Origin of the sequence: Nocardia sp. CA-120079 (assembly GCF_050955745.1) — a bacterium.
GTDB lineage: Bacteria > Actinomycetota > Actinomycetes > Mycobacteriales > Mycobacteriaceae > Nocardia.
In genome coordinates, this window is sequence record NZ_CP192088.1 from 4,688,162 (window position 1) to 4,712,854 (window position 24,693).

Below are 24,693 nucleotides of genomic sequence, written 5' to 3' on the forward strand. Positions count from 1 at the left end.
TCACCAATTCCGAGGAATCGCTCATGACCGCAGCAGCCGTTGGTCTGTCCCACTCACCCCTGATCGGCCAAAACGACCCCGCTCTGGACGTACTGGACCGAGTCGGCGAAGCCATCACTACCGCGAAGAAATTCATCGCCGAATTCGACCCCGAGCTGGTGGTTCTGTACGCCCCCGATCACTACAACGGCTTCTTCTACAAGGAGATGCCGCCCTTCTGTCTGGCAACAGAAGCGAACGCGGTGGGCGACTTCGGTAGCGCGGCTGGCAAAGTGTCGGTCGATACCGGCGCCGCCAAGCTGATCGCCCAGGGTGTGCTCGATCGAGGGATCGATCTGACCATTTCAGCGCGGATGACCGTCGATCATGGGTTCGCGCAGCCCCTCGAGATGCTGTTCGGCGGGATCGATGCGGTTCCTGTGGTGCCGGTGTTCGTCAACGGGGTCGCTACGCCCCTCGGTCCAGTGAGCCGCATTCGAGCACTCGGCACTGCGATAGGCCAAGCCGCCGACGAATTGGATCTTCGCGTGTTGTATTTGGCCTCCGGCGGGTTGTCGCACGATCCGCCGGTACCGGTGCTCGAGGGTGCGCCGCCGCGGGTCGCGGATGCGCTGATCGAGGGTCACCCGCCGACACCGGAACAGCGTGCCAAGGGCGAACAGCGGGTAGTACAGGCCGGTCGCGATTATGTCGCGGGGACCAGCACGATCCTGCCGATCAACCCGAGCTGGGACAATCAGCTGCTCGACCTGCTGCAGGACGGTGACCTCGCGGCATTCGACGACTGGACCGTCGAATGGATGGGGCAGCAGGGCGGCGGCTCCGCGCATGAGGTGCGGACCTGGATCGCGGCCTACTCCTCTCTGCAGGCGAGTGGAGGCTACGAGATGAATTACCGCTTCTACGAGTCGATTCCGGCCTGGATCGCTGGGTTCGCCGTGACGACCGCGCGACAGCGATGAGCTACCCGCACTTCATCGATAACGGCCTGACCGACGCTCCCGTCGTCGTGTTCATCGGGGCGCTCGGCACCACGATTTCCATGTGGGACGACCAGCTGCGCGAGTTCTCGGGCCGGTATCGCACCATCGCGGTGGATCTGCCGGGACACGGTGGTACCCCGGTACCAGATGAGCGGTGCACGGTGGCGGGATTCGCCGCTGATGTGATCGCTCTGATGAACGCGCTGGGGGTGGACCGGTTCGTCGTGGTCGGCCTCAGCTTCGGCGGGGCAGTCGCCCAAGCCATTGCCGCGAGATATGCGGATCGTGTCCTGTCGGTCGTGATCGCTTGTGCTGCAACGGAGTACGACTCGGACTTCTGGCATACGCGGGCTTTGACCGTGCGAACGCGGGGACTGTCGGAGATTGTGCAGCGCACCGCTGTGCGGCGTTTCGCACCCGGATTCGCGGAACGGGAGCCGGAGACCTATGCCCAGTCGCTGCTGATGTTGTCGACGATGAACCCGAAGGGCTACGCCGCCTGCTGCGAGGCCCTCGCAACTCATAACGCCCGCCCTTTGCTGCCGCACATCACCGCGCCCGCACTGATTCTCGCCGGTGAGTTCGACGAGGTGACCCCTCCGGCTTTGGTACGGGAGATGACGAAACTGATCCCGGACTCGACCCTGCGCGTGATCCACCGCGCCGCTCACTTGGTCAACGTCGAGAAGCCTCTCGTATTCAACGCCCTTGTCACTGACCATTTCGCGAGCTCGCGTCAGCAGCAGTGACTGTCGTGCTGTACAGCGGAACGCCCAGCTGGGCTCGGCCCCGCTGCCGGGGCATGATCGCCACAGCAGCTACCGGAAGGATGTGGATTCACCCATGAGCACAACCGACGTCGATGCGAACACCGTCGTGCTTGCTGCCGACCGTGTGACAAGCGCTATCCGTGCAATGCAGCCGGTGGAACCGCTGCGTGATCTGCTCGGTGTAGACGACATCGCTCTCGCTTACGCCGTGCAGGAGGAACTGACCCGCCGTCGCATCGCCGACGGTGCGGTGGTCGTCGGCCGCAAGATCGGTCTCACCTCGCCCGCGGTGCAGCAGCAGCTCGGGGTCGACCAGCCCGACTTCGGCGTGCTGTTCGCCGATATGGATTTGTCGGGCGCTGCCGAGGTTCCGTCGCGCAGGCTGCTGCAGCCGAAGGCCGAGGCGGAGATCGCCTTCGTCCTGCGGACCGATCTTGCCGACGGCGATCTCGACGACGAACAGATCCGCGCCGCGGTCGGCCATGCGGTCGCCGCCCTCGAGATCGTCGACTCCCGAATCGCCAACTGGGACATCACGATTACCGACACGGTCGCCGACAATGCCTCGAGCGGTTTGTTCGTTCTGGCCGAGCAAAAGCTCAGCCTGGACGAGTTCGAACCCCGCGAGGTCGAAATGCGAATGTACGCCGATGACGTGCTGGTGTCGGAAGGCACCGGCGCCGCCTGCCTCGGCGATCCGCTGAATGCTCTGGCATGGCTGGCGCGCACGGCCAAGGAATACGGAAACCCGTTGCGTGCTGGGCAGATCGTTCTCTCCGGCGCGCTCGGTCCTATGGTGCCCACACCGCCGGGCACTCGAATCCGTGCCGAGATCGGCCCGCTCGGGTCGGTTTCCGCCACGTTCTCCCGGAAGGAAGGCTGATGAGTAAGACCGCTGTGGCCATCATCGGGTCGGGCAATATCGGCACCGATCTGATGATCAAGGTGCTTCGACTGTCCGAAACGCTCGCAGTGGGTGCGATGGTCGGCATCGACCCCGAATCCGACGGACTCGCGCGCGCCAAGCGCCTGAAGGTGCCCACCACACACGAGGGCGTCGACGGTCTGATCGCACTGCCGAACTTCGACGAGATCGAGATAGTCTTCGACGCCACCTCCGCCAAGGCGCACATCGCGAATGCTGAGAAACTCGCACCGTACGGGAAGCAGCTCGTCGATCTCACCCCGGCCGCCATCGGCCCGTTCGTGGTGCCGCCGGTGAATCTGGACCAGCATCTCGAGGCTGGGGTGGACAACGTGAACATGGTGACGTGCGGTGGGCAGGCAACCATCCCGATGGTTGCGGCAGTCTCGGCGGTCACCCCTGTGCATTACGCGGAAATCGTGGCGTCCATCGCCTCCAAGTCGGCAGGCCCGGGCACACGCGCCAATATCGACGAGTTCACCGAAACCACCTCACACGCGATCGAATCCGTCGGAGGTGCGGCGCGTGGCAAGGCCATTATCATTCTCAACCCGGCTGAACCACCGCTGATCATGCGTGACACGGTGTTCTGCCTCATCGGCGACGCCGACCACGAGGCCATCCGCGCTTCGATCGCCGAAATGGCCGAGCGGGTCTCGCAGTACGTGCCGGGTTACCGCTTGAAGCAAGAAGTTCAATTCACCCCGATTGCCGAGGGCGAGCCGGTGTACACGCTTGTGCCGGAAGGTGCCGGACCGGTGACCACTCGCGTGTCGGTCTTCCTCGAAGTCGAAGGTGCGGCGCACTATCTGCCCGCATATGCGGGCAATCTCGACATCATGACATCCGCGGCTTTGCGGGTCGCGGAATCCATTGCTCGACGGAAAGCCGTTGCCGCAGTAGCTGATTCTGTCACGGAGGCGGTTCGATGACCCACGAACTCTACATCCAGGATGTCACCCTGCGTGACGGGATGCATGCGATCCGGCATCGCATCGATCCGGCCGATGTCGGCCGCATCGTCGCTGCCCTCGACGCGGCTGGTGTCGACGCCATCGAGGTCGCTCACGGCGACGGCCTTGCGGGCGGCTCGGTGAATTATGGGCCGGGCAGTCACACCGACTGGGAATGGCTCGAGGCCGCGGCGGCGAACATCCGCAATGCGGTGCTCACCACGCTACTGCTGCCGGGCATCGGCACCATCGTCGAGCTCGAGCGCGCCTACGAGCTCGGCGTGCGGTCCGTGCGGATTGCCACGCACTGCACCGAAGCCGATATTTCCGCTCAGCACATCGGCAAGGCTCGCGAACTCGGCATGGATGTCTCCGGGTTTCTGATGATGAGCCATATGGCCGAGCCCACGGAGCTGGCGGCCCAGGCCAAGCTCATGGAATCCTATGGCGCCCACTGCGTCTACGTCACCGACTCCGGCGGGCGGCTGACCATGGCGGCCGCGCGCGATCGCATCCGCGCCTACCGCGACGTGCTCGATCCCGGCACTCAGATCGGCATTCACGCCCACGAGAACCTGTCGTTGTCGGTCGCCAACAGTGTGGTCGCGGTGGAAGAAGGCGTCACGCGCGTCGACGCCTCATTGGCGGGTCAGGGCGCAGGTGCGGGTAACTGCCCGATCGAGCCGTTCATCGCGGTCGCGAATATCGAAGGCTGGAAACACAATTGCGATCTGTTCGCGCTGCAGGACGCCGCAGATGACCTGGTGCGTCCGCTGCGTGATCGTCCAGTGCAGGTCGACCGGGAAACCCTCACGCTCGGCTATGGCGGCGTGTATTCGTCCTTCCTGCGGCACGCCGAAATCGCGGCCGAACGCTACGGTGTCGATGCCCGCACCCTGCTGCTCGAGGTCGGCCGCCGCCGCCTCGTCGGCGGTCAGGAGGACATGATCGTCGATATCGCCCTCGACCTCGTCGGGAAAACGGCCGCGGTGCCCGCCGGCTGATTCCTCGATGATGCTGACCCGGCCTGCCCCGCGACCCTATTTCGTCAGTCGCAGCGGGGCAGGCCGTCGGCGTTTCCAGACCCTGAATATCAATGCATTACAGGAGGTTGCGATCGAAACGCGGATCGAGATCCGTGGCATTGCGCACGTATACGGCAACGGCGACTACGAATTGCTCAAACTGATTACGGCAGCTCCGAAATCCAGCGCTGGTGGCCCGGCGCTCAGGAGTTCCGGGTCAACCCAGCGTCACCGGCAAGCACGCTACTCGGCGTGACACCGAAGGCCTGTTTGAAGCTTCTGCTGAAGTGGGCGGCGTCGCTGAAGCCCCACCGATACGCCACATCGGTGACGGTTCGGTATCCACCGGCGCGGGAAAGTTCGCGGTAGCACTCCTTCAGTCGCCGGTCGCGGATCCAACGGCCCACTGTGGTTCCCGTATCGGCGAACACGAGATGCAGCGTGCGAACCGAAATGTCATGCGCGGCCGCGATGGAGCCTGCACAGAGAGCCGGATCGTCGAGGTGGTCCCCAATGTAGCGGCGAATACGGACCAGCATCGCGGAGCGAGTCGTTGAGGGCGGGCGTGCGTCCAGTGGGGCCAGTGCGGAATCGAGGGTATCGAAGAAGCTCTGGCACGCGATCGATAGAGCGGCATCGCTGAGATTCTCCAATTCTCTTGCGATAGCGCGTAATTGATCGGCGGCAATGGCCAGCAGTCCGGTCCCGGCCGCGGCTGACACAGCGCCGGCGGTACGTGAGGCGAGGGTGGCCAGACCATCTGGGACCCGATCTCGGGGAAGCAACAGCGTGAGTTCGCGGTGTGGGTCGACCGCGTCGAAACCTTGTGCCAGCTCCCCGTCCCACACCAGCAGTTGATCAGGTGCGAGCAGTACTTCCTCGCCCGCGTAGCGGCATACCACGCGGCCGCTGAGATTCATGGAAACCCCGACCAGCTGATCGCGGTCCACAGATTGTCCGGTAACTGCCCGGCGCCCGGCGAACCGGCCGCCGTCGAAGTCGGCGACCGTGAGGCCATCCAGCCTGCGGTAGCGGATGGCGGCGTTGAATTGTTCGTCCTTGGGAAACGTCAGCGACCACGTCAGGTGCAATTCGGACATCTTGCTGTTCCAGGCGTCGAACGCGCCAGTACGCGGCAACCCCTCAGTTGACCAGAACGTCGCTGCGGTCAATTCGGACCCACCTTCGTCGGCGAGCACGTGCGGAAACGTGCCAAAACTCTTTTTCCAGTCAATTCGCATCTGTGCGCGATGGCAACCGATTCGTGCCACCACGCGGAACGGGCCGGTTGCTACTGCAAGCGGCGGGAGTCTGCAGCGGCTGTGCGCGAAAGCGCAACCGATCGTGCACTCACGTACAAGCGTAAGCCTTGGCTGCTGGGGAGAGTTGTCTAGGTCACAGGGCGGTGGCGTACCGGAAGCCGGAAGCCACCTGCCGTCGAAACGTCAGGCCGAGTCCCGCGGTGTTGGGATCTCGGCGCTTATCGGAAGGAGCAGCCGTGACTGATCGGCGTCCGGTTGTGGTGTACGGGGCCAGCGGGTCCACTGGCCGTCTGGTGGCCGAGTACCTGCGTGAATACAGCATTCCGTTCGTGGCCGCGGGCCGCGACAAGGCCAGGATCCAGGCCGTCATGGACAAGGTTCCCGGCATCGAGACCGCCGACTACGAAATCGCCGAGACAGACGGATCGGTGGAGTCGCTGACCGAGCTCTTCGATGGCCGTGAGGTGGTGTGCAACGTCGTCGGTCCGTTCCTGCGCTACGCACCGCCGGCGCTGGAGGCCGCGGTGCAGGCCGGGGTGCACTATGTCGACACAGCGGGCGAACAGTTGCACATGCTGCGCGTACAGGACGAGTTCGGGCCGAGGTTCGCGGCTAAAGGTCGCGCGGTGTCCACCGCGATGTCGATCCAGTACGCGCTGCACGACATCGCCGCCCGCATCTGCCTGGAGACTCCGGGTGTCGACAGCCTGGAGCTGGGTTCCTACGCGTGTGCGATTCCCACGGTGGGTTCTACACAGTCGATCTTCGACGTCATCCGCGCGCAAGCGCACTACCTGGAGGACGGCCAGCTCAAGAAGTACGACGGCGTGGAGCTCAAGGACCTGGTCGTGCCGGGCACCGGCTTCGTGCTCAAGGGCACCAACTGGGGTGGCACCGCCATGCCGGTGTTCTTCAAGAACGATCGCCGTGTCCGCAATTGCAAGATGTACGTCGCGATGCAGAACCAGGACATCTGGCGGCGAGTCCTCGATGTCGAACGGCTGTTCAAGGTGTCGCTGCAGTGGCTGCCGGACGAGGCCCTGTACCCGTTGCTGGATCGGATGGCCGCCATGATGACCCCCGGCAGCCCGCCGCGGGAGAACCGTCAGATTCAGCGCTCCGTCGACTGGTGTACCGCACGCGGCAATATCGCGACGTCTCGGGTGGTAATTCATTCGAGCACCGGTTATCAGATGACAGGCCTCATGCAGGCCTACGCTGCTATGCGACTGCTCGGCAACACCTACAACGGTGTCGGATTCCGCTCTCCGGCTGAACTTCTCGGACACCGAGAGCTCATGGGCGCCCTCGAGTCCTACGGATTCGCGCGGATCACCGAAGAAAGCGCGTCGTGACGACGGGCAGTGCCGCCGAGCCAGTGTGGATCATCGGAGTGGGCATGACCCCCTTCGGTGTGCGGCGTGACGCTTCGGTCAAGGATCTGACCCGCGACGCAGTGGTAGAGGCGCTGTCCGACGCGGGCATGGAGCTCGGTGAGGTCGATGCCGCATACTTCGGCAACACCTGCCAGGGCTTGCTCGAAGGTCAGGCCGTCGTGCCCGGCCAGATTGCTCTGCGTTCCATGGGGTTCGAGCGCCTTCCGATCGTCAACGTCGAGAACGCTTGCGCCACAGCGGCTACCGCGCTGCATCAAGCAGTGATGCATGTGCGTTCCGGTGCCGGCGACGTTGTGCTCGCCGTCGGTGTGGAGAAGCTGAACATCGGTGACAAGCGCAGGTCTCTTGCGGTCTTCGACGGCGGCGTGGATGTCCACGATCCAGACGGGCTGCGCGCGATTCTTCGCGAACTCGGCGGCGAGGTCGAGATCGACGAAGCCGCTCCCCGCAGCACCTTCATGGACATCTACGGCGCTCTCGCGCGCTCGCACATGAAGACGTTCGGCACGACGAAAGAGCAGCTGGCACTGATCGCCGCTAAGAATCACAGCCACGCCGAGCACAACGATCTGGCGCATTTTCAGGATCCGATGACGGTTGAGCAGGTCCTCGCGGCGCGGATGGTGACCGAACCATTGACCGTGCCGATGTGCGCACCGTTGACCGATGGAGCAGCAGCGGCGGTCGTCGTGAACGCCGCGGGGTTGCGTCGCATCGGCATCAGCCGCGGTGTCCGGGTGCTGGCTACCGCGATGGCGTCGGGAACCGTTCGGCCGCTATCGGATTGGGAACGTTCGATCAGCCGAAATGCCGCACTGGCGGCCTACGAGCAGGCAGGCCTAGGACCTGACGACATCGATGTAGCGGAAGTACACGACGCTTCGGCGTTCGGCGAACTGTTGCAGACCGAGCTGCTCGGCTTCTGTGAGATCGGCACCGGTGGCAAGTTCGCCGAATCGGGTGCCACCACTCTCGGCGGGGGGCTTCCGGTCAACCCTTCGGGCGGCCTCGAGTCCAAGGGCCATCCCATGGGCGCCACCGGGCTTGCCCAGATCTACGAACTCGTCCAGCAGTTGCGCGGAGAAGTTCGTGACCGCCAGGTCCCCGGTGCACGAATCGCACTCGCGGAGAACGGCGGCGGTATGTACAGCGGTGAGGAAGCCGTCGCCGCGATCACCATCCTCGGTGCCTGAGACGCACCCGAAAATTACGGAGTCACCATGGAATACAAGACATTGAAGGTACGCCGCGACGGCCGCGTCCTCTACGTCGATTTCGACAACGCGCCGCTGAACCTGATGACCATCGAGATGGTCGGCGAACTGTTCGATCTGGCGGGCAAGCTGGTGTTCGATCAGGAAACCGGTGTTGTCGTGTTCGGTAGCGCGAATCCCGAATTCTTCATCGCGCATTTCGATCTGCAAGACATGTTCCGGGCGATGAACGACCCGTCGGTGCCGCAGAGCAAGTACGACGACATCAACGTGCTGCAGGCGCTGACCACCATGTGGGAGGCACTGCCGCAGGTGACGATCAGCCTCGTCGACGGCATTGTGCGTGGCGGCGGGTTGGAGTTCCTGCTGGCAACCCATATCCGCTTCGCGACGCCGGAGAGCAAGTTCTGTTTCCCGGAGGCCAGTGGGGGATTCCTGCCGACCGGCGGCGGCACCACGCGGCTCGCGCTTCAGATCGGCCCGGCCCGCACTCGGGAAATCGTGTTGTCGGCAAGGGATTTCGACGGCACCGAGGCTGCGGCGTACGGCATCGTCAACAAGGCTTTGGACGCGAAGGAAATTCGTTCGTATGTCGATGATCTGGCGCAGCGCATCGCGGCGCGCCCGGCTGCGTCGGTCGCCGCGGTGGGTGAGGTGCTGAAGACGGTCTACACGAGCGCGGTCGATGCGCAGTTTGCCGGATTCGCCGTCGAGAACACCGCCATGAAAACCCTGCTGGCGATCCCCGCGGTGCAGGAATACCTGCAGGGACTGGCCAAGCTGCAGGACGTCGAGCACGAGCGTGATCTGCCCGGCACTATCGCCGAATCACTTTCCGCAACGGCGAAATAAGGGAGACGTGCCATGACACAGCAACTCGACAACGATGTGCGTGCGTCCGTGCGGCCGGTTATCCCGCACACGGAATTGTCCGGATTCGAAGTGCTCGGTGAGGACGAACGCGCCGTGCAGCAGGCATTGCACGGATTCGCCAGGGACGTGATCCGTCCCGCCGGTATCGCGCTCGACAAGCTCACCGCGGAAGAGGTTGTCGCGCCGGGTTCGCCGTTCTGGGAATTCCTGCATACGGTCGTCACCTCCGGCATCGAATTCGACAACGCGATGGAGGGCGTGCCCCCGGCCGCAATGGCTCGTCTGCAGGCTATTGCTGTCGAGGAGCTCGGCTGGGGTGACGCCGGCTTGGCCGTCACGCTCGGCGCTGGGGCCTTTCCGAAGATGATGGCGGCGCGGGCCGGCAACCAGGAACTGGTCGAGCTGTGCACGGGCAAACTCGGTGCGTGGGTCGGCACTCAGCCCGACCGCGGTTCCGACGGGCTGAGCCTGTATCCGAGCGAACGACACGCCGCCGCCACACAAGGCAACAAGGGCAACCTCACCGCGCGGGTATCCGGCGGTGAGATCGTCATCAACGGCCAGAGCTCGGCATGGGTTACCAACGGGCCGGTCGCTCAGGTCGGCCTGCTGACCATCGCAGCGGACTATGGTGAGGGCTTCTTCGACAACGAGGGACATCCCCGCGGCGTAGAAGTGATTGTGCCGCTGGATCTTCCGGGCGTCAGCCGCGGCCGTCCGCTGGAGAAGCTGGGCAAGCGGGCGCAGCCGCAGGGGGAGATCTTCTTCGACAATGTGAAAGTCCCTGTGCGATTCGCGCTCTCGCTCGGCGATGACTACTGGCGTGGCCACGCAGGTACCTGGTCCACCGCGGGTGTCGCAATGAGCCAGATCATGACCGGCCTGGCGCGCGCCGCGTTCGAGTACGCGGTGGAGTACACCCACGAGCGTAAGCAGGGTGGTGCGTTGCTGGCGGACCACCAGTTGACGCAATATCGGCTCGGCAACCTCGCCCGTAAGGTCGAAACCATGCGATCGGTAGCTCGCCGCGCCACCGATTACACATTCCTCTCACCCCAGAAGCACCCGTACTACACCGCGTCGGCCAAGGTGACCTGCACCGAGCTGGCCTTCGAGGTGGCCGACGAAGCCCTGCAGCTGTTCGGTGGCTACGGCCTCACCCGGGAATACCCGATGGAAAAGCTGTTCCGTGACGCCCGTGCCTCGCGCATCGAAGACGGCGAAAACAACCTGCTGGCAATGAAGTTCGGTGTTTTGAACTCGATGCTGCATCGCGCCGGCAAGCTGCACCCCTGAGGTCGGCGCTCGAAAAGGAAAGATCTTCATGGCAATTACCGACTTCTTCGATCGCGGCTGGCGAGCCGATCCTGAGGGCATCGCCTTCGTCGCCGGCGATCGTGAGTACACATACGCCGAAATCGGCGAACTGTCCTGCCGAGTAGCAAATGCGCTTCTCCAGCAGGGACTTGCGCCCGAGACAAAGGGCGCCGTGCTGGCGGGCAACGACCCATTGGCCTGGGCGTGCGTGCTCGGCCTCTGGCGGGCAGGGCTGGCATGGGTACCGGTCAACCCGGCCAATCCACCGGAGGAAATCCAGCGGCTGCTGTCAGGGTTCGACTGCGAGGTGCTGTTCTGCCATGAACAGTTCCTGCCGGTGGTCGCCAAACTCCGGACCGAGCTGGAGCAAATGCGCACCGTGGTCTCGCTGGGCAGCGACACCGCAGCGGCCGAGACGGCCGATGCTCGAGTGCTGGACGAATTCCTGGCCGGAGCGGCAGGCGATGTGCCGGACTATATTCCGGCCGCCGACGGTGTCGCTGGAATCATGCCGACCGGTGGTACGACCGGAGCGCCGAAGGGGGTGATGAACACCCACCGAAGCTTGACCGTCAGTGCCGTGCACCAGATGCTCGCCGCCCCCTACCCGGCGAATAAGAAGATCGTGAATCTCGTCGCCGCCCCGATGACGCACACGGCGGGCACGCTCACCCTGCCGTGCACCGCCCGGGGCGGAACCGTTGTCGTCATGACGCGTCCGGATCCGGTCGCGTTGCTCGACCTGATCGAAAAGCACCGTGTCACAGAGCTTTTCCTGCCGCCGACGGTGATCTACCGACTGCTGGAGATCCCCGGTATCGAACAGCGGGACTTCTCCTCGCTCGAATACCTGATGTACGGGTCCGCTCCCATGTCGACGGAGAAGCTGCGCCGCGCCATCGAGGTGTTCGGTCCGGTGCTGCACCAGGGCTATGGGCAGACCGAGGCGCCGTCGGGCATTGCCTTCCTGCGACCGGAAGATCACTTCCGCGATGGGGAGATCGCCGATGACACCAGGCTTTCGGCTGCCGGTCGGCCGGGGCCGATGGTGCGTGTGGAGGTCATGGACTACGACGGAAAGATCCTGCCGACCGGCCAGCCGGGTGAAATCTGTGTGCGCGGTGATCTGGTCATGAAGGGCTACTACAAAGCTCCCGACAAGACCGCCGAGACGATCGTCGATGGCTGGTTGCACACCGGTGATATCGGCTACCTCGACGCCGAGGGCTTCCTGCACATCACCGACCGCAAGAAAGACATGATCATTTCGGGCGGTTTCAACGTCTATCCGAGTGAGGTCGAACAGGTCTTCTGGTCGCACCCCGCCGTGCAGGACTGCGCGGTAATCGGTACCCCGCATCAGGACTGGGGCGAGGCCGTCACCGCGGTGGTCGAACTGAACGAGGGTGCGCAGGTCTCCGAGGAAGAGCTGATCGCCTACTGCCGTCCCACGCTGGGCGGCATCCGCACCCCCAAGAAGGTCGTGTTCGTCGCCGAACTGCCGCGCAGTGCAAACGGCAAGGTCTTGAAAAAGGATGTCCGCGAATCGTTCTGGCGCGGACACGAACGGCAGATCTGACACCACCGGCGGGCTGGTCCCGCCTGGCGACGAATCGAGAATTCATTGACCACCATGATGGCCGCGCGGTATCACGCGGACACCCGGACCTTCGCCCTGGAACAGGTCGCCATCCCGGAACCCGGACGCGGCGAGGTGCTCGTACGGGTCGAGGCATGTGGCATCTGTATGTCCGATGTCCACCTGATAGAGGGACTGCTGCCGCCACCGATCCCGGACGTGACACCCGGACATGAGGCCGCGGGCATCATCGCGGCCGTCGGCGCGGCGGTACCCGATCGTTGGAAGGAGGGCGGGCGGGTCGCGCTGACGCCAGGCCGCGCCTGTGGCCGGTGCGCGAATTGTGTGCGCGGCCGGGGTGCCGATGTGTGCCTCGACGTGCAGGTGATGGGCGCGTACTACGACGGGGCCTGGGCTCAGTACGTCGTCGTCGGGTACGAACAGCTCGTGGCGGTGCCCGACCACATTCCGCTCGAACAGGCGGCCATTCTCGCCGACGCGGTGACCACACCCTATGCGGCGCTGGTCGATACGGCGGCGCTGCGTACGGGCCAATCGATCGGGATCTGGGGGCTCGGTGGTCTGGGAACGCACGCTGTCCAGATCGCACGGCTCGCCGGTGCGGCACCGATCATCGCCCTCGATCCCTCCGAGCCCGCCCGGGACCGTGCATTGCGGCTCGGCGCCGATGTCGCACTGGATCCGTCGGATCCGGGGCACCTCGACGAAATCAGGAGGCTGACGAAGGGGAGCGGGCTCGATGCCGCCGTCGAGTTCGTCGGCTTCAATGCTGTTCGGGCGCAGGCGGCGGCCGCGCTGGGGCAAGCCGGTAAGGCAGTGCTCGTCGGTCTGACTCCCGAACCCATCAATTTGCCGGATCCCTTGACGATCCAGCTGCGGATGCAGGAGATCCGCGGTCACCTGGGCGGCGGCCTGCGCCATCTGGAGCAGCTCGTATCGCTCGTCGAACTCGAGCGGCTCGACGTTTCCGCATCGGTGACCGCCACGATGCCGCTGACCGAAATCGACAAGGGCATCGCACAGCTCAACGGCCGCGTGGGCAACCCCGTCCGTCTCGTCGTCCTGCCGCAGGCCTGAGGGGAATTATGCGACGCACCATCTACGAACCCGAACACGAGCTGTTTCGCGACTCCGTGCGCGGTTTCGTCGACCGGGTATTGAAGCCTCGCCACGAGCAGATGTTGGCGGACAAGACCGTGCCGCGGGATATCTGGAAGGAGGCCGGTGCCCAGGGACTGCTGGGGCTGGCGATTCCGGAAAGGTTCGGCGGCGCGGGAACAGACGACTTCAGGTTCAACGCGATTGTCGCCGAGGAGGTCGCGGCACTGAGCCTCGGCGTCTCGTCGTGCTTTGGCATCCACTCTGATGTATGCCCGCCCTATATCGTCGAACTGGGCAGCGAAGAACAGCAGCAGCGCTGGCTGCCCGGAATCGCGGCGGGAGAGCTGATCTGCGGGATCGGCATGACCGAGCCGTCGGGCGGCACAGATCTGGCCGCGCTGAAGACGACCGCGGTCCGTGACGCGGACGACTGGGTGATCAACGGTGCGAAGACGTTCATCACCAACGGTTTCCAAGCCGATCTGGTGATCGTCGCGGCTCGCACCACAGCAGGTGCGGGCGCCAAAGGGATCACATTGTTCGTAGTCGAGGACGGCATGGCGGGCTTCAGCCGCGGCCGCAAACTCGACAAGGTCGGCCAGGACGAAGCCGATACCGCCGAGTTGTTCTTCGACGACGTGCGGGTGCCCGACCGTAACCGGCTCGGCGAAGTAGACCGCGGCTTCATCGCGATGATGCGACTATTGGCCCAAGAACGCCTGGCGACTTCGGTCACCAGCGTTGGCCACGCCGCCCAGATTCTGCGCGAGACCATCGAATACGTGAAGCAGCGGAAGGCCTTCGGCCAACCGGTCGGATCGTTTCAGTACAACAAGTTCACTCTCGCTGAACTGGTCACAACCATGGACGTCACGACAACCTTTCTCGACCAGTGCGTGATCGCCCATACGCGCGCGGAACTTTCGGCGACTGATGCCGCGAAGATCAAATGGTGGGCAGCTGAGGTACAGAACCAGGTTCTCGACCGCTGCGTACAGCTGCACGGCGGGTACGGCTTCATGAACGAGTACCGCGTCGCCCGTGCGTGGCGCGATGCGCGGATCACCAAGATCTGGGCCGGAACCAACGAAATCATGAAAGAACTCATCGGCCGTGATCTCGGCCTTTAGGAGAGAAGATATGTCGCAAGCCACCGACCCAGCCGCGGTCAACCGTCAATGGTTGCTCGCGGAACGCCCGACGGCCGCGGTCACACCGGAGCACTTCCGCTATCACGAGGCGGCGATCCCGGAGCCCGCAGAGGGCGAAGTACTCGTCCGCACATTGTATTTCGGCTTCGATGCCAGCCAGCGCATCTGGCTCACCGACGATGGCGGCTATATGCCATCGATCCAGATCGGTGAACCGATGCGCACCATGGGCATCGGCCAAGTTGTCGCCACCCGCGATCCCGCATACTCTGTCGGCGACCTCGTCGAGGGCTTTATGAGCTGGCAGGACTACGTTCTCGCCCGAAGCGACGGTCCCATGCCGCTGCGCGTGCTGCCAAAGGCGGATTATCCGCTGTCCTGGAATCTCGGCGTATTCGGTGTCGGCGGCCTGACCGCGTACTTCGGCGTAGTGGACGGGCTGAAGGTCAAGCCGGGCGATACCGTCGTGATTTCAGCGGCGACCGGGGCCACCGGCTCTCTGGCCGGGGGCATTGCCAAGGCGCTCGGCGCGAAGACGGTTATCGGTATCGCCGGCGGCCCGGACAAGAGCCGCTGGGTCCTCGAGCAGCCCGGCTACGACGCGGTCATCGACTACAAGAACGACGACATCGCGGAGCGCTTGAAAGAGCTGTGCCCCAATGGTGTCGACGCCTACTTCGACAATGTCGGCGGCGATATGCTGGACACCTTGCTGGTCCATATGGCGCCGCTCGGACGGGTCCTGATCTGTGGCGCCATGTCCTCGGGCTACACCGAGGTGCAGGTACCAGGACCGAAGAACTATATGCAGATCTGCACCAAGCAACTGACGATGCAAGGCATTCTGCTGTTCTTCTATCGCGACCAACTGGCCGACGGAGCGGCGCAGCTCGCGGAATGGGTTGCCGAAGGCCGTCTGCACGTAGCAGAACGCATCATCGACGGTTTCGAAAACGCGCCAGCATTGCTGCCGACCATGTTCTCTGGGAAGGAACCCGGCAAACTGCTGCTGCGAGTGGCGGATCAGGATTAGGACAACGAACTGACATGGCTAATCCAGTAGCAGTGATCACCGGCGGTGCAAGTGGAATCGGCTTGGAAGTCGCGCGCCGTCTGGCCAACTCTCACCGGGTAGCGATCCTGGACATCGATGGTGACGCTGCCGGTCGCGCAGCAGAGCTGATCGGAGATGCCGCGATCGCTGTGGAGTGCGACATCGTCAAGCCGAAGTCGGTGAGCGCCGCGATCGAAACCGTTCTCGAAAAGTTCGGTCGGATCGATGTGGCGATATCGAACGCGGGTATCGGAACCGTTGGTGTGGCAAGGCATTTGGATCCCGAGGTGCTGGCCGTCCAGCTGGACGTCAACCTCACAGGCAACTGGCGTTTCATCCATACCTGCCTGCCGCATCTGATCTCCAGTCGCGGTTACATCCTCGGTGTGGCTTCGGCGGCCGCGATCATGAGTCCGCCGGGGGAGTCCTTCTATGGCGCGAGCAAGGCGGGACTGGAAGCGCTGTTGAACACACTCCGGACCGAGGTCGCGCACCTCGGGGTCGGGGTGGGCATCGCGTATCTCATGTTCATCGACACGCCGATGGTGCGCGACGGCGACCGAGAGCATGCCGACCTCGCCCGGATGCGTAGCAAGCTTCCCGGTGCCGCGCACAAGACCTTCCGGGTCGAAGTGGCTGCCGACTTACTGGTGCGAGGAATCCGACGGAGAGCGCGCCGCATCTTCGTCCCGCGCTCTCTGCGGATCCAGCACATCATCCGCGGCCTCTTGTGGTCGGTCATCGACCGGCAGTTCGGCCGCATCGCGCCCGAAGTGGATGGTTTGACCGAAGCGAAGGTTCTCGAAAAGGGAAGCTTCGCAGCGGCTTTCAGCCGTGGTCCACTTGCGGCACATCAACAGCGGAGTCAAGACTCCGGTGGTAGTTCGAGCTGATCGCTCCGAACGCCGTTGTTATGGCAGGTTTGCGCAGTTGGCCGGTGCTTCCGCACCGGCCAACAGTCGCATCAGCCAGTCTCGTGCCTCGGCGACGGCGGGGAGATACGCGAGACCGTGGTCGGTGCCGGTGCTCGGCAATAACGTGGGAATCGAATCAACCTGAGAAAGAAGGACTTTCGCACCCCGTGCGCACCAGGCCGCAGCGAGCTGACGAACCGGGACATACGGCATAACGTCATCGGTGGTCGAGTTCGCCAGTAGCACCGGTGCGATCGGCGTGAAGTTTCCGAGACGTTGTTCGTCGATGACTCGGGCCAACGCGGCCGAAGTGGCTATCCACTCGCTGAAAGGTCGTCCATCAGAAGTGAATTCACTTGAAGGGTGCCAGCCGTAACGCAGTAGTGCTTCTGGAATGCAAGTCTGGGCAGTGTCCCGAAGCATGGCTTGGCCCTTGGGGTTCAGCATCCGATCGATCTCGGGTCGGCTCTCGGGGTAGTCGGCATACGCGCCGTTGAGAAAGTAGCCGATCAGCGCAGTTCCGCCGCCCGCGCCGAAAATGGGTCCACCATCCACGGCGAGGCTGGCAAAGTTGGCCCGTAAGTCTGCGGGGACGCCACCGGCCTAGGTGCCGACGACGTTCAGTTCGGGTGCGTAGGTCCCCTGCAGCTCAGCGGCCGCGGCAGCTGCCTGCCCGCCTTGGGAATACCCGAACAGAACAATCGGAGTGTCGTCGTTCACCGTCGTATCGGGCAGATGTTTTGTCGCCCGAGCGGAGTCGAGCACAGCATGAGCCTCGGCGGCCCGGTTGACGTAATCATGGATTCCGCCAGTGCCCAATCCGTGATAGTCGGTCATCACTACCGCGGCTCCGAGCGCGAGCAGTGGGTATACGGTTGCGACCTCGTAGTTCACCATGAAATCCAGTGGCGGGTCGAAGTGGATAAGCTCACCGAACAATTTCGACGGGGCACACTGCTGGCCTTGGCCGATCGTCCCTGACGCGACCGCGATAAGCGGCCGCGGTCCAGGTCCGGTCCACCGCATGGTGGGCGGGAAATAGGTCCCGGTGACCGGTGTGGGCTGGTCGTGAGTGTCATTGCTCCGGTACATGATCCGCAGCGCGGTCCCTTGAATAAGGGCGCTGCCACCAGGTTCGGGCAGAATCGGATTGAACTGTTCAGTGCGGATGACATCGCCAGGCTCGGCCGGGAGCTCGACGGGGGGATCGTAGAAACCGGTGTCCGCTGTCGCTGCGGCTCCTCCCATCGTCGAGGTCGTCAATACAATGGTCAAAAGCGCTGCGCGCCAACGAATTCTCATGCGGTTTCCTCTCGCCCCGTGGTGCTGTGAGCCGAGTAAGGCCGGTGACGCCGATGGTGTGACGCCCGTCACTCGGTTTGCCTAATACTCGAGCACAGCGGATCCGCATCGGCCGAGTTCGCGTGCCGTAGAGCGGAACATGGGGCCGAGGTGATCGCCGTGACCCACCGACTCGCCGGACCGCCACTGTTGCGGATGTCGATGGAGACCGCAGGACCGGACGTAACCGCGGCGCCGAGGTGCAATCTCGGCAGGTGCGATAAACAGGACCGATCAACCCAAGATCAGAGGATGTGCGCAGTCGGCATCAAGTGCCCGTGCGCAATCCGTGCAGGTCGATCACTTTGAGTTGACGAGGGCCAGGCGGCCCGGGATATGACAATGCAACTGATATCAGGCCAATCTGTTCCAGTGATCGGAATTTCATACTGCCATCATTGTCGTGTGGATCTAGTCTCCGAATACCATTCGACGATTGGACCATTATGGGGCAGCTGGATAACAAGGTTGCGTTGATTACCGGCGGAGCGCGAGGATTGGGTGCGGAGCATGTGAGAAAGTTCGTTTCGGAGGGGGCGCAAGTCGTTTTTGGCGATGTCCGCGATTCGGAGGGGAAGGCACTTGCTGCTGAGCTGGGTGCGGCCGTGCACTACCTGCATCACGACGTAACCAGTGAAACGGACTGGACCGAAGCCGTAAAGGTCGCTGTTCTGCGGTATGGCAAACTTGATATCCTCGTCAATAATGCGGGAATAGTTCGATTCGCTAAAATAATTGAGCAAACGCCGGACGAGTTCCGCGAGATATTGAATGTCAATCTGACAGGCTGCTGGCTAGGCATCAGGGCGGCGGCACCCGCGATGTCCGACGGCGGCGCGATCGTCAACATCTCGTCCGTCGAGGGTTATGCTGGGGCTGCTGGCTTATCGGCGTACGCTGCAAGCAAGTTCGGTATTCGTGGTGTAACGAAAGTTGCTGCCCGCGAGCTCGGTTCGCGTAACATCAGGGTGAACTCCGTTCATCCGGGCGGCATCTTCACGCCCATGAACACGGAGATCGCATCTGATATCGATCCGGACTCTCCGTTCGTCCCGTCACTGCCTATCGCGCGTTGGGGCCGTCCCGCAGAAGTCACCAATACTGTGGTGTTTCTCGCCTCGGATGCAGCCAGCTACTGTACAGGGACTGAAGTGCTCGTCGATGGTGGGTTGCTCTCCGGTCCGGGTTACTAACCGGGATTCATAGTTGGCCATAGGCATCGACTGAGAATGCCTGTCGGACGGTTATCAGAATGAACGAATTAAGCGAGGTTCAACCATGTCCGTATGTGCAGATCGGGCTGCGATAATCGAAATTATCAACCGCTATGCTTACGCGCTGGATAGCCGGGAATGGGGAATGCTGGACCAGATATTTTCCGGCGACGCGGTAGCGCGCTACGGCAGCCACGAAAGTGCACAGCTGATTGGTCGCGAAGCGATTGTGAAGTCGATCCGGAGTTTCCTCGGAGGATGTGGCCCTTCGCAGCATCTTTTGGGAAATCATATTGTTGAGATCGACGGTGATTCCGCGATCTCTGTTTGCAAAGCGCGCGTTTATCACTATGGGTCCGGTTCGCGGTCGGAGTTGGAGCCGTATGAGTGTTTCGGTATCTACCGCGATCAATTGCGACGACTTGCGGAAGGCTGGCGAATCAGTAGCCGGACCTTTGAGGTGCAGCTGACAGTCGGCGATCCTGAGATATTGCAGCCCAACTGAAGTTCTCCGTCGCGGGTAGTCGGCAAATCTACAGTCCTTCACTAGGACGTCTCGTCCTGCCTGGTGTCGGATCGCCCCGCTGCGTTGATCATTACGCTAGTGATTGCGACACCGTCGTACCTGCCACGGGTGTCGCAGTGCACTGATCCCTCATACACCGAGGGGTGCGGCGCCGGGCTCCCGCGATCGAACCCACGTGGCGGCTATCGAGTCGGCATCGCAGCATACCGCTCGTTCGCTCCCTCCGGGTCGCCTTCGGCCGAGTCATCGGCAAAGCATCACCCGCCTCGATGGCGAGGAGAACGCCTGTACAGCCACTTTGCGGTGTTCAACTGTGTGCAGGCCGGCTCCGCTGGGTGACCCAGGCGGCGATCTGGGCGCGTGAGGTGAATCCGAGTTTGGTCAGGATGTGTTCGACGTGTCCTTCGGCTGTGCGCTGGGAGATGTGCAGGCGGGTGGCGATGGACTTGTTGGTCAGACCGGCGGCGATGAGGTCGGCTACCTCCCGCTCCCGTCTGGTCAGCTCCGCTAAGTGGCCTGCATCACGGGCTGCGGGTCGCCGCTGGTCGCCTAGGGCGTATTCGGTCGCGGCGTCGAGATCGAGCGCGGCGCCGTCGCGATGCGCGGTCTCGAATGCTGGTCGGCCGAGGGCATGCCGGGCGGCCCGCTCGCAGTCCTCATGGTGGACGGCCAGATTCGGGAACAGCACTGGGGAGGTGCCCGCCGCCTGCGACAGCGCTGCCGCGGCACCCAGCAACACGGTGGCGCGGTGCGCATCGCCTTGGGCTCCGATAATCCATGCCAATGTTTCCAGGGCTATAGCGGCCATGAGTGGGTCTCTCAGCTGCCTGGTCAGCTGCAGTTCCTGCCGCAACAGCCGCCGCGCACGGTCGCTTTCATCGTGGCGCCACGCGGCAACGGCCGTGGCCCACAACGCATATGAACGTTGGACGGAATCGCCATGGGATTCGGTGATCGCCAGGGCTCGCTCATGGTAGAAGAGAGCTGCTGCGCTGTTCTCCTGCAGCGCGTGCGTCCAGCCGAGCCCGAGCAGGGCAAAGATCTGCCCGTAGACGTCGTCTTGCGCGACGAACGATTCGATGGCGGCTTCCAGCGGAGCGCGTGCATCGGCAGGGCGGCCGCAGCGGGCTGCGTGGAGGGCTTGGGTGAGATCGGCGAACGCGTGCACGGTCGGGTGGGCGGTGGCGTCGGCGAGTGTTCGAGCCTGCACGACCAGTGCGGCCGCAGCGGGGGCATCCTCTTGTGCTTCGGCTACCAGGCTGGCGCGCCACAGTGCTTTTGCGCGCACCGCGGTGGCGGTCGCGGTCCCATGGGCGAGGGCACGGTCGAGCCAGTGCCGCGCCTCGCTGATCTGACCCCGGGAGAACCAGAACGGCTGCAGTGCGGACGCGAACGATAACGCGGCGTCGGATTCTGCTCCGATGTCGCTCAGGCAGAAGTCCAGTGCCTCACGCAGGTTCGGTTGTTCGCGGTCGAGGCGGGCGATCCAGTCGAGCTGGCGGGGGCTGATCCAGTCGGCGTCGGCGGTTTCGGCGAGCTGCCGGCACCAACCTCCGTGTCGGCGTCGCAATTGCGTGTATTGGCCGGCTTCGCGCAGTTTGTCGCGTCCGTAGTCGCGAATCGTCTCGAGCAGCCGGAACCGCACCACCGAGCCCGACTCCTCTCGGATCAGGATGGACTTGTCGACCAGGGCGATCAGTACGTCGAGCAGATCCTCTCCCGCGAGGTCGTCTAGGCACACCTGTTCGGCCGCGTCGAGTTCGAAGCTGCCTGCGAACACCGACAGCTGTGCCCAGAGCGCTTGTTCGGCTGCAGTGCACAGCGAGTAACTCCAGTCGATGGACCAGCGCAGGGTCTGCTGGCGGCTCGGTGCGCTGCGGCTTCCGTGGGTCAGCAGCGCGTACCGGTCGGTTAGTCGCTGCAGGATCTGCTCGGGCGACAGCGCCCGCAACCGGGCAGCGGCCAACTCGATCGCCAACGGTAGCCCGTCGAGGTGGCGACAGATAGCGGCCACCGTTGCCACGTTGTTCTCGGTGAGGGCAAAGCCGGGAACCGCGGCGGCGGCCCGTTCGACGAATAGCGTGAGCGCTTCGTAGCGCGGTGCACCCCGCAGCGATGGCCGTCGATCCGCCTCGGGAACCGCCAGCGGCCGCACCCGCAGCACCGCTTCCCCGCCGACCCCTAGGGGTTCGCGGCTAGTGGCAAGGATTCGCAGGTGCGGGCATGCCCGCAGCAAGGTCTCGCCAGCTTTCGCTGCCGCGTCCACGATTTGTTCGCAATTGTCGAGCACCAGTAACAGCTGCCGCGGCGCCAGGTAGTCGATCAGCGCGTCGAGCACAGGTCTGCTTTGCGGGCGCAACCCCACAGCGGCGGCGATCACCCCGCACAGCAAACCACCGTCGTGCAGCTCCCCGAGCTCGACAAGGCATACCCCACCCTGCGAGTCCCGTTGCGCGCTGGTCGCAACCCGCGATGCCAGCCGTGTCTTGCCCACCCCGCCGATCCCGGTCAACGTCACCAGCCGACAGCTCGCCAGCAGGTTTTTGGCCTCGGTCACTTCCGTGCGGCGTCCGATGAAGCTCGTCAGTTCGAGCGGGACCGACGCTCTGCCGCTACCTCCCGAGGCGAACTGTGGGCGCTCCAGCGCCGGTGAGCCGACGGCGGTCGCCGGAATCAGCGGAACCGGGGTGCTTTCCGGTCGATCGTCACTTGGGTCGGCCCGTACCGCCATATCGTCGATCGGCCCCCCACGCCCGGCCTGCAGCTGCTGCAATTGCTCACCCAACATCGCCGCGGCAGGCCGTTGGCCGGGAGTACGTGCCATGGCGTGCTCGATCACCCGCGAGAGGTCCTCGTCGATGCCGTGCTCGCGTAGATTCGGCGTCGGCTGCGTGGTGATCCGCACGAACTGAGCCACTACTTGCTCGCCACTGCGGCGCTCGAATGCCGCGTGCCCCGTCAGCGCGGCGAACAACGTCGCGGCGAGTCCGTAGACGTCCGCCGCGGGGGTGGGCGCTTCGCCCGCCAGCACTTCCGGTGCAGTGAACGCCGGCGAACCCGTCACCGTGCCGGTGGCGGTATGGAAACCATCGGGGATGCGCGCGATTCCGAAATCGGTCAATGCTGGCTCACCGTAATCGGTGATCAGGATGTTGCCCGGTTTGACGTCCCGGTGCAGGATGCCGAGCCGGTGCGCGGTCTCGAGCGCCCCAGCCAGCTTTACCCCCAGCCGTAGTGTCTCCTCCGCCGATAGCGGACCATGCCGGCGGATCCGGGCGTCGAGGGAATCCTCGGGATAGTAGGGCATCACCAGGTACGGGCGACCGGAGGTGGGAGCAGTGCCGACCTGCAATACGCCCACGATGTTCGGATGGCCGGTCAGGCGTCCCATCGCCCGCTGCTCCCGGACGAACCGATCCGAGTTCCCCTCGTCCAAGTCGGCGGTGAGCACTTTTACCGCCACCGTCCGGTCCAAGGCCGTCTGAATACACCGATACACCACGCCGAATCCGCCGCGCCCGATTTCGTGTGCGTCGGTGAATCCGCATGCCGCCAGCTCCGCCGTGACCTCAGGGATCACGGTGCGCTGAGTGCTCAACGGGTCGATATCGCCCATACGCCGGTCCTGCTTCGTGACGACCTCAGGATATAGCCTGCACCAGTCCGTCGCCTTGCTCTTTACCGTCCGACTTCTGGCCTGGCATACATTCTGCGGAAGCTGGGCTCGTCCGTCCGACAACGACGAGCCATGAACTTGGCCAGGGTCGACTGTTCCGCAACAATGACGATATGCAAATCAAAAGTGACGGCCGCGAGAACGAGCTCGTCGCACGTAATGTCCGGCGCTACCGGCTGGAACGGGCGATGTCGTTGGGTGAGCTGGCTCGGCGCTCCGGGCTATCGAAGCAGACGCTGTCGAAGATCGAGCAGGGGGTCGGCAACCCGACGGTGGAGACACTGTCACAGCTGGGCGCGGCGCTCGATGTCACTGCGCGGCGGCTACTGACCGAGTGGGGAACACCTGTGTATGTGCAGCGAGCTACGGGCGGTGCGTGGGTCGACGGCGGTCATTGGTCCGAACGCATGCTCGACGAGACCTATGGCTCCGGCTATGTCCGCACGCTGCTCCTGCGACTCGAGCGTGCCGGGGGCCACCCGGAGCCAATCGAACCGCACGCGCCGGGAACGCTGCATCATATTTACGTCATCACGGGCAAACTACGTACCGGTCCGCTCAACGACCCTGTGGACCTCGCCGCAGGCGATTTCGTTCGATTCCCAGGTGATGTCCCGCATCGCCACATCTGTATGAGCGAGCGAGTTGTGGCGCACATGGTGACGACCATCCCGCAAGTTCGCCAGTTCGGTCCGACCGTCACCCCGGCGACAGCTTCGTCCCTCCAAGCATCAGTGCCCTGACGATTACATACCGAGGCAAGATCGGTGCTCACGACGGCGAGAGGTTTGGAGGGGTGTCACCCGTGGCCGCGGACCGCGTCGCCGACACTTCGCCGAACTTCGAACGCCGCTGCATGCGTGGTGTGCCGCGGTGCGGCACAACATCTTTGGTGAACTCCCGCAGCAGGGATGGAATGACACCGTGAGCACCACGAGAGCGAGCCGCTCGCCGGCCACCGCACCGCCCGCGCAACTCATTTCGAGATCGAGCAGTTCTAACTCCGCGAGGCCGAACCGCTCGACAGCGGACGCCTCAACGATTGACTGGACATTCGCGACATCGCTCTCCCCGATGCGGGGCTGAACCCCTGGCCTCGAGCAGAACTAGGTCACCGCTGCCGACCTGACTTGGATGTCCACAGCCCGCGACAGGGGGTCAGACCATGGGAAGAGTTTGGTGGATAACGGCGATCGTCAGCGTGCTTCTGATGATATTGACGTTGGCTATCCTCATGATTGTGCTGCGCTCCGCGCAGCCGACCCATCAGCTGGGCGGCGTCATCATCGGGTTCGGTCCGTGGCTGCCGTCATTGACGAAGAACGCCGCCTACTGGCCACGGTGACAGCGCGCGCGGTTCTGATCCTCCAGCGTCAGCCCGGCAGTTCTTAGTGGAC

The 24,693-nt window shown here is 63.8% G+C and carries 20 protein-coding genes and 1 pseudogene; 18 read left to right on the forward strand and 3 right to left on the reverse strand.

Annotated elements, in window-relative coordinates; all coding sequences use genetic code 11:
* Window positions 1-23 precede the first annotated feature (23 nt).
* From ACQPYR_RS21565 to dmpG, 5 genes are all read left to right on the forward strand, one after another.
* The gene (locus ACQPYR_RS21565) at window positions 24-962 is read left to right on the forward strand and encodes a 3-carboxyethylcatechol 2,3-dioxygenase (protein ID WP_433634864.1); all 939 of its coding nucleotides are present in this window, start codon (window positions 24-26) and stop codon (window positions 960-962) included.
* Window positions 959-1,732 (forward strand): alpha/beta fold hydrolase, encoded by a 774-nt coding sequence (locus tag ACQPYR_RS21570; protein WP_433634865.1) that lies wholly within the window; start codon window positions 959-961, stop codon window positions 1,730-1,732. The genes ACQPYR_RS21565 and ACQPYR_RS21570 overlap by 4 nt, the downstream gene beginning before the upstream one ends.
* 94 nt (window positions 1,733-1,826) lie before the next feature.
* A complete protein-coding gene (locus ACQPYR_RS21575) occupies window positions 1,827-2,636 on the forward strand; it encodes a 2-keto-4-pentenoate hydratase (protein WP_433634866.1) in 810 nt (269 codons plus the stop codon).
* Entirely contained in the window at window positions 2,636-3,610 is a 975-nt protein-coding gene (locus ACQPYR_RS21580) for an acetaldehyde dehydrogenase (acetylating) (RefSeq protein WP_433634867.1), read from the forward strand. Before ACQPYR_RS21575 ends, ACQPYR_RS21580 begins: the two co-directional genes overlap by 1 nt.
* The gene (gene dmpG, locus ACQPYR_RS21585; RefSeq protein WP_433634868.1) at window positions 3,607-4,635 is read left to right on the forward strand and encodes a 4-hydroxy-2-oxovalerate aldolase; all 1,029 of its coding nucleotides are present in this window, start codon (window positions 3,607-3,609) and stop codon (window positions 4,633-4,635) included. The genes ACQPYR_RS21580 and dmpG overlap by 4 nt, the downstream gene beginning before the upstream one ends.
* Before the next feature lie 224 nt (window positions 4,636-4,859).
* On the opposite strand, the gene ACQPYR_RS21590 is transcribed toward dmpG, so the two are convergent.
* The gene (locus tag ACQPYR_RS21590; RefSeq protein ID WP_433634869.1) at window positions 4,860-5,828 is read right to left on the reverse strand and encodes a helix-turn-helix domain-containing protein; all 969 of its coding nucleotides are present in this window, start codon (window positions 5,826-5,828) and stop codon (window positions 4,860-4,862) included.
* Window positions 5,829-6,154: 326 nt separating this feature from the next.
* On the opposite strand from ACQPYR_RS21590, the gene ACQPYR_RS21595 reads away from it, so the two are divergent.
* Genes ACQPYR_RS21595 through ACQPYR_RS21635 form a run of 9 tightly spaced genes read left to right on the forward strand, consistent with a single transcriptional unit; the run spans window position 6,155 to window position 16,518 of the window.
* Window positions 6,155-7,273 (forward strand): saccharopine dehydrogenase family protein, encoded by a 1,119-nt coding sequence (locus tag ACQPYR_RS21595; protein ID WP_433634870.1) that lies wholly within the window; start codon window positions 6,155-6,157, stop codon window positions 7,271-7,273.
* A complete protein-coding gene (locus ACQPYR_RS21600) occupies window positions 7,270-8,508 on the forward strand; it encodes a thiolase family protein (RefSeq protein ID WP_433634871.1) in 1,239 nt (412 codons plus the stop codon). Before ACQPYR_RS21595 ends, ACQPYR_RS21600 begins: the two co-directional genes overlap by 4 nt.
* 27 nt (window positions 8,509-8,535) lie before the next feature.
* Window positions 8,536-9,381 (forward strand): enoyl-CoA hydratase/isomerase family protein, encoded by an 846-nt coding sequence (locus ACQPYR_RS21605; protein WP_433634872.1) that lies wholly within the window; start codon window positions 8,536-8,538, stop codon window positions 9,379-9,381.
* Between the two features lie 12 nt (window positions 9,382-9,393).
* Window positions 9,394-10,698 (forward strand): acyl-CoA dehydrogenase family protein, encoded by a 1,305-nt coding sequence (locus ACQPYR_RS21610; RefSeq protein WP_433634873.1) that lies wholly within the window; start codon window positions 9,394-9,396, stop codon window positions 10,696-10,698.
* Between the two features lie 28 nt (window positions 10,699-10,726).
* Entirely contained in the window at window positions 10,727-12,298 is a 1,572-nt protein-coding gene (locus ACQPYR_RS21615) for a class I adenylate-forming enzyme family protein (protein WP_433634874.1), read from the forward strand.
* Between the two features lie 54 nt (window positions 12,299-12,352).
* On the forward strand, window positions 12,353-13,396 hold the full coding sequence (locus ACQPYR_RS21620) for an alcohol dehydrogenase catalytic domain-containing protein (protein ID WP_433635206.1): 1,044 nt from the start codon (window positions 12,353-12,355) through the stop codon (window positions 13,394-13,396).
* An 8-nt stretch (window positions 13,397-13,404) separates the two neighbouring features.
* Entirely contained in the window at window positions 13,405-14,550 is a 1,146-nt protein-coding gene (locus tag ACQPYR_RS21625) for an acyl-CoA dehydrogenase family protein (RefSeq protein WP_433634875.1), read from the forward strand.
* A gap of 10 nt (window positions 14,551-14,560) precedes the next feature.
* Window positions 14,561-15,604, forward strand: a complete 1,044-nt coding sequence (locus tag ACQPYR_RS21630) for an NADP-dependent oxidoreductase (RefSeq protein ID WP_433634876.1) — start codon at window positions 14,561-14,563, stop codon at window positions 15,602-15,604.
* A 14-nt stretch (window positions 15,605-15,618) separates the two neighbouring features.
* Entirely contained in the window at window positions 15,619-16,518 is a 900-nt protein-coding gene (locus ACQPYR_RS21635; RefSeq protein ID WP_433634877.1) for an SDR family NAD(P)-dependent oxidoreductase, read from the forward strand.
* An 18-nt stretch (window positions 16,519-16,536) separates the two neighbouring features.
* On the opposite strand, the pseudogene ACQPYR_RS21640 reads toward ACQPYR_RS21635, so the two are convergent.
* A pseudogene (locus ACQPYR_RS21640) lies at window positions 16,537-17,841 on the reverse strand (alpha/beta fold hydrolase).
* 482 nt (window positions 17,842-18,323) lie between these two features.
* Between ACQPYR_RS21640 and ACQPYR_RS21645 the strand changes: the two are divergent.
* Window positions 18,324-19,073 carry an SDR family NAD(P)-dependent oxidoreductase gene (locus ACQPYR_RS21645; protein ID WP_433635207.1) on the forward strand — a complete coding sequence of 250 codons (750 nt, stop codon included), beginning with the start codon at window positions 18,324-18,326 and terminating at the stop codon, window positions 19,071-19,073.
* 85 nt (window positions 19,074-19,158) lie between these two features.
* Entirely contained in the window at window positions 19,159-19,599 is a 441-nt protein-coding gene (locus ACQPYR_RS21650) for a nuclear transport factor 2 family protein (protein ID WP_433634878.1), read from the forward strand.
* A 328-nt stretch (window positions 19,600-19,927) separates the two neighbouring features.
* On the opposite strand, the gene ACQPYR_RS21655 is transcribed toward ACQPYR_RS21650, so the two are convergent.
* Window positions 19,928-23,236: a protein kinase domain-containing protein gene (locus ACQPYR_RS21655; RefSeq protein WP_433634879.1), complete on the reverse strand. Its 3,309-nt coding sequence runs from the start codon at window positions 23,234-23,236 to the stop codon at window positions 19,928-19,930.
* A 173-nt stretch (window positions 23,237-23,409) separates the two neighbouring features.
* Here ACQPYR_RS21655 and ACQPYR_RS21660 point away from each other — a divergent pair, with 173 nt between their 5' ends.
* Both ACQPYR_RS21660 and ACQPYR_RS21665 read left to right on the forward strand, forming a co-directional pair.
* Window positions 23,410-24,039 carry a helix-turn-helix domain-containing protein gene (locus ACQPYR_RS21660; RefSeq protein ID WP_433634880.1) on the forward strand — a complete coding sequence of 210 codons (630 nt, stop codon included), beginning with the start codon at window positions 23,410-23,412 and terminating at the stop codon, window positions 24,037-24,039.
* A gap of 479 nt (window positions 24,040-24,518) precedes the next feature.
* A complete protein-coding gene (locus tag ACQPYR_RS21665) occupies window positions 24,519-24,641 on the forward strand; it encodes a hypothetical protein (protein ID WP_433634881.1) in 123 nt (40 codons plus the stop codon).
* Window positions 24,642-24,693 lie beyond the last annotated feature (52 nt).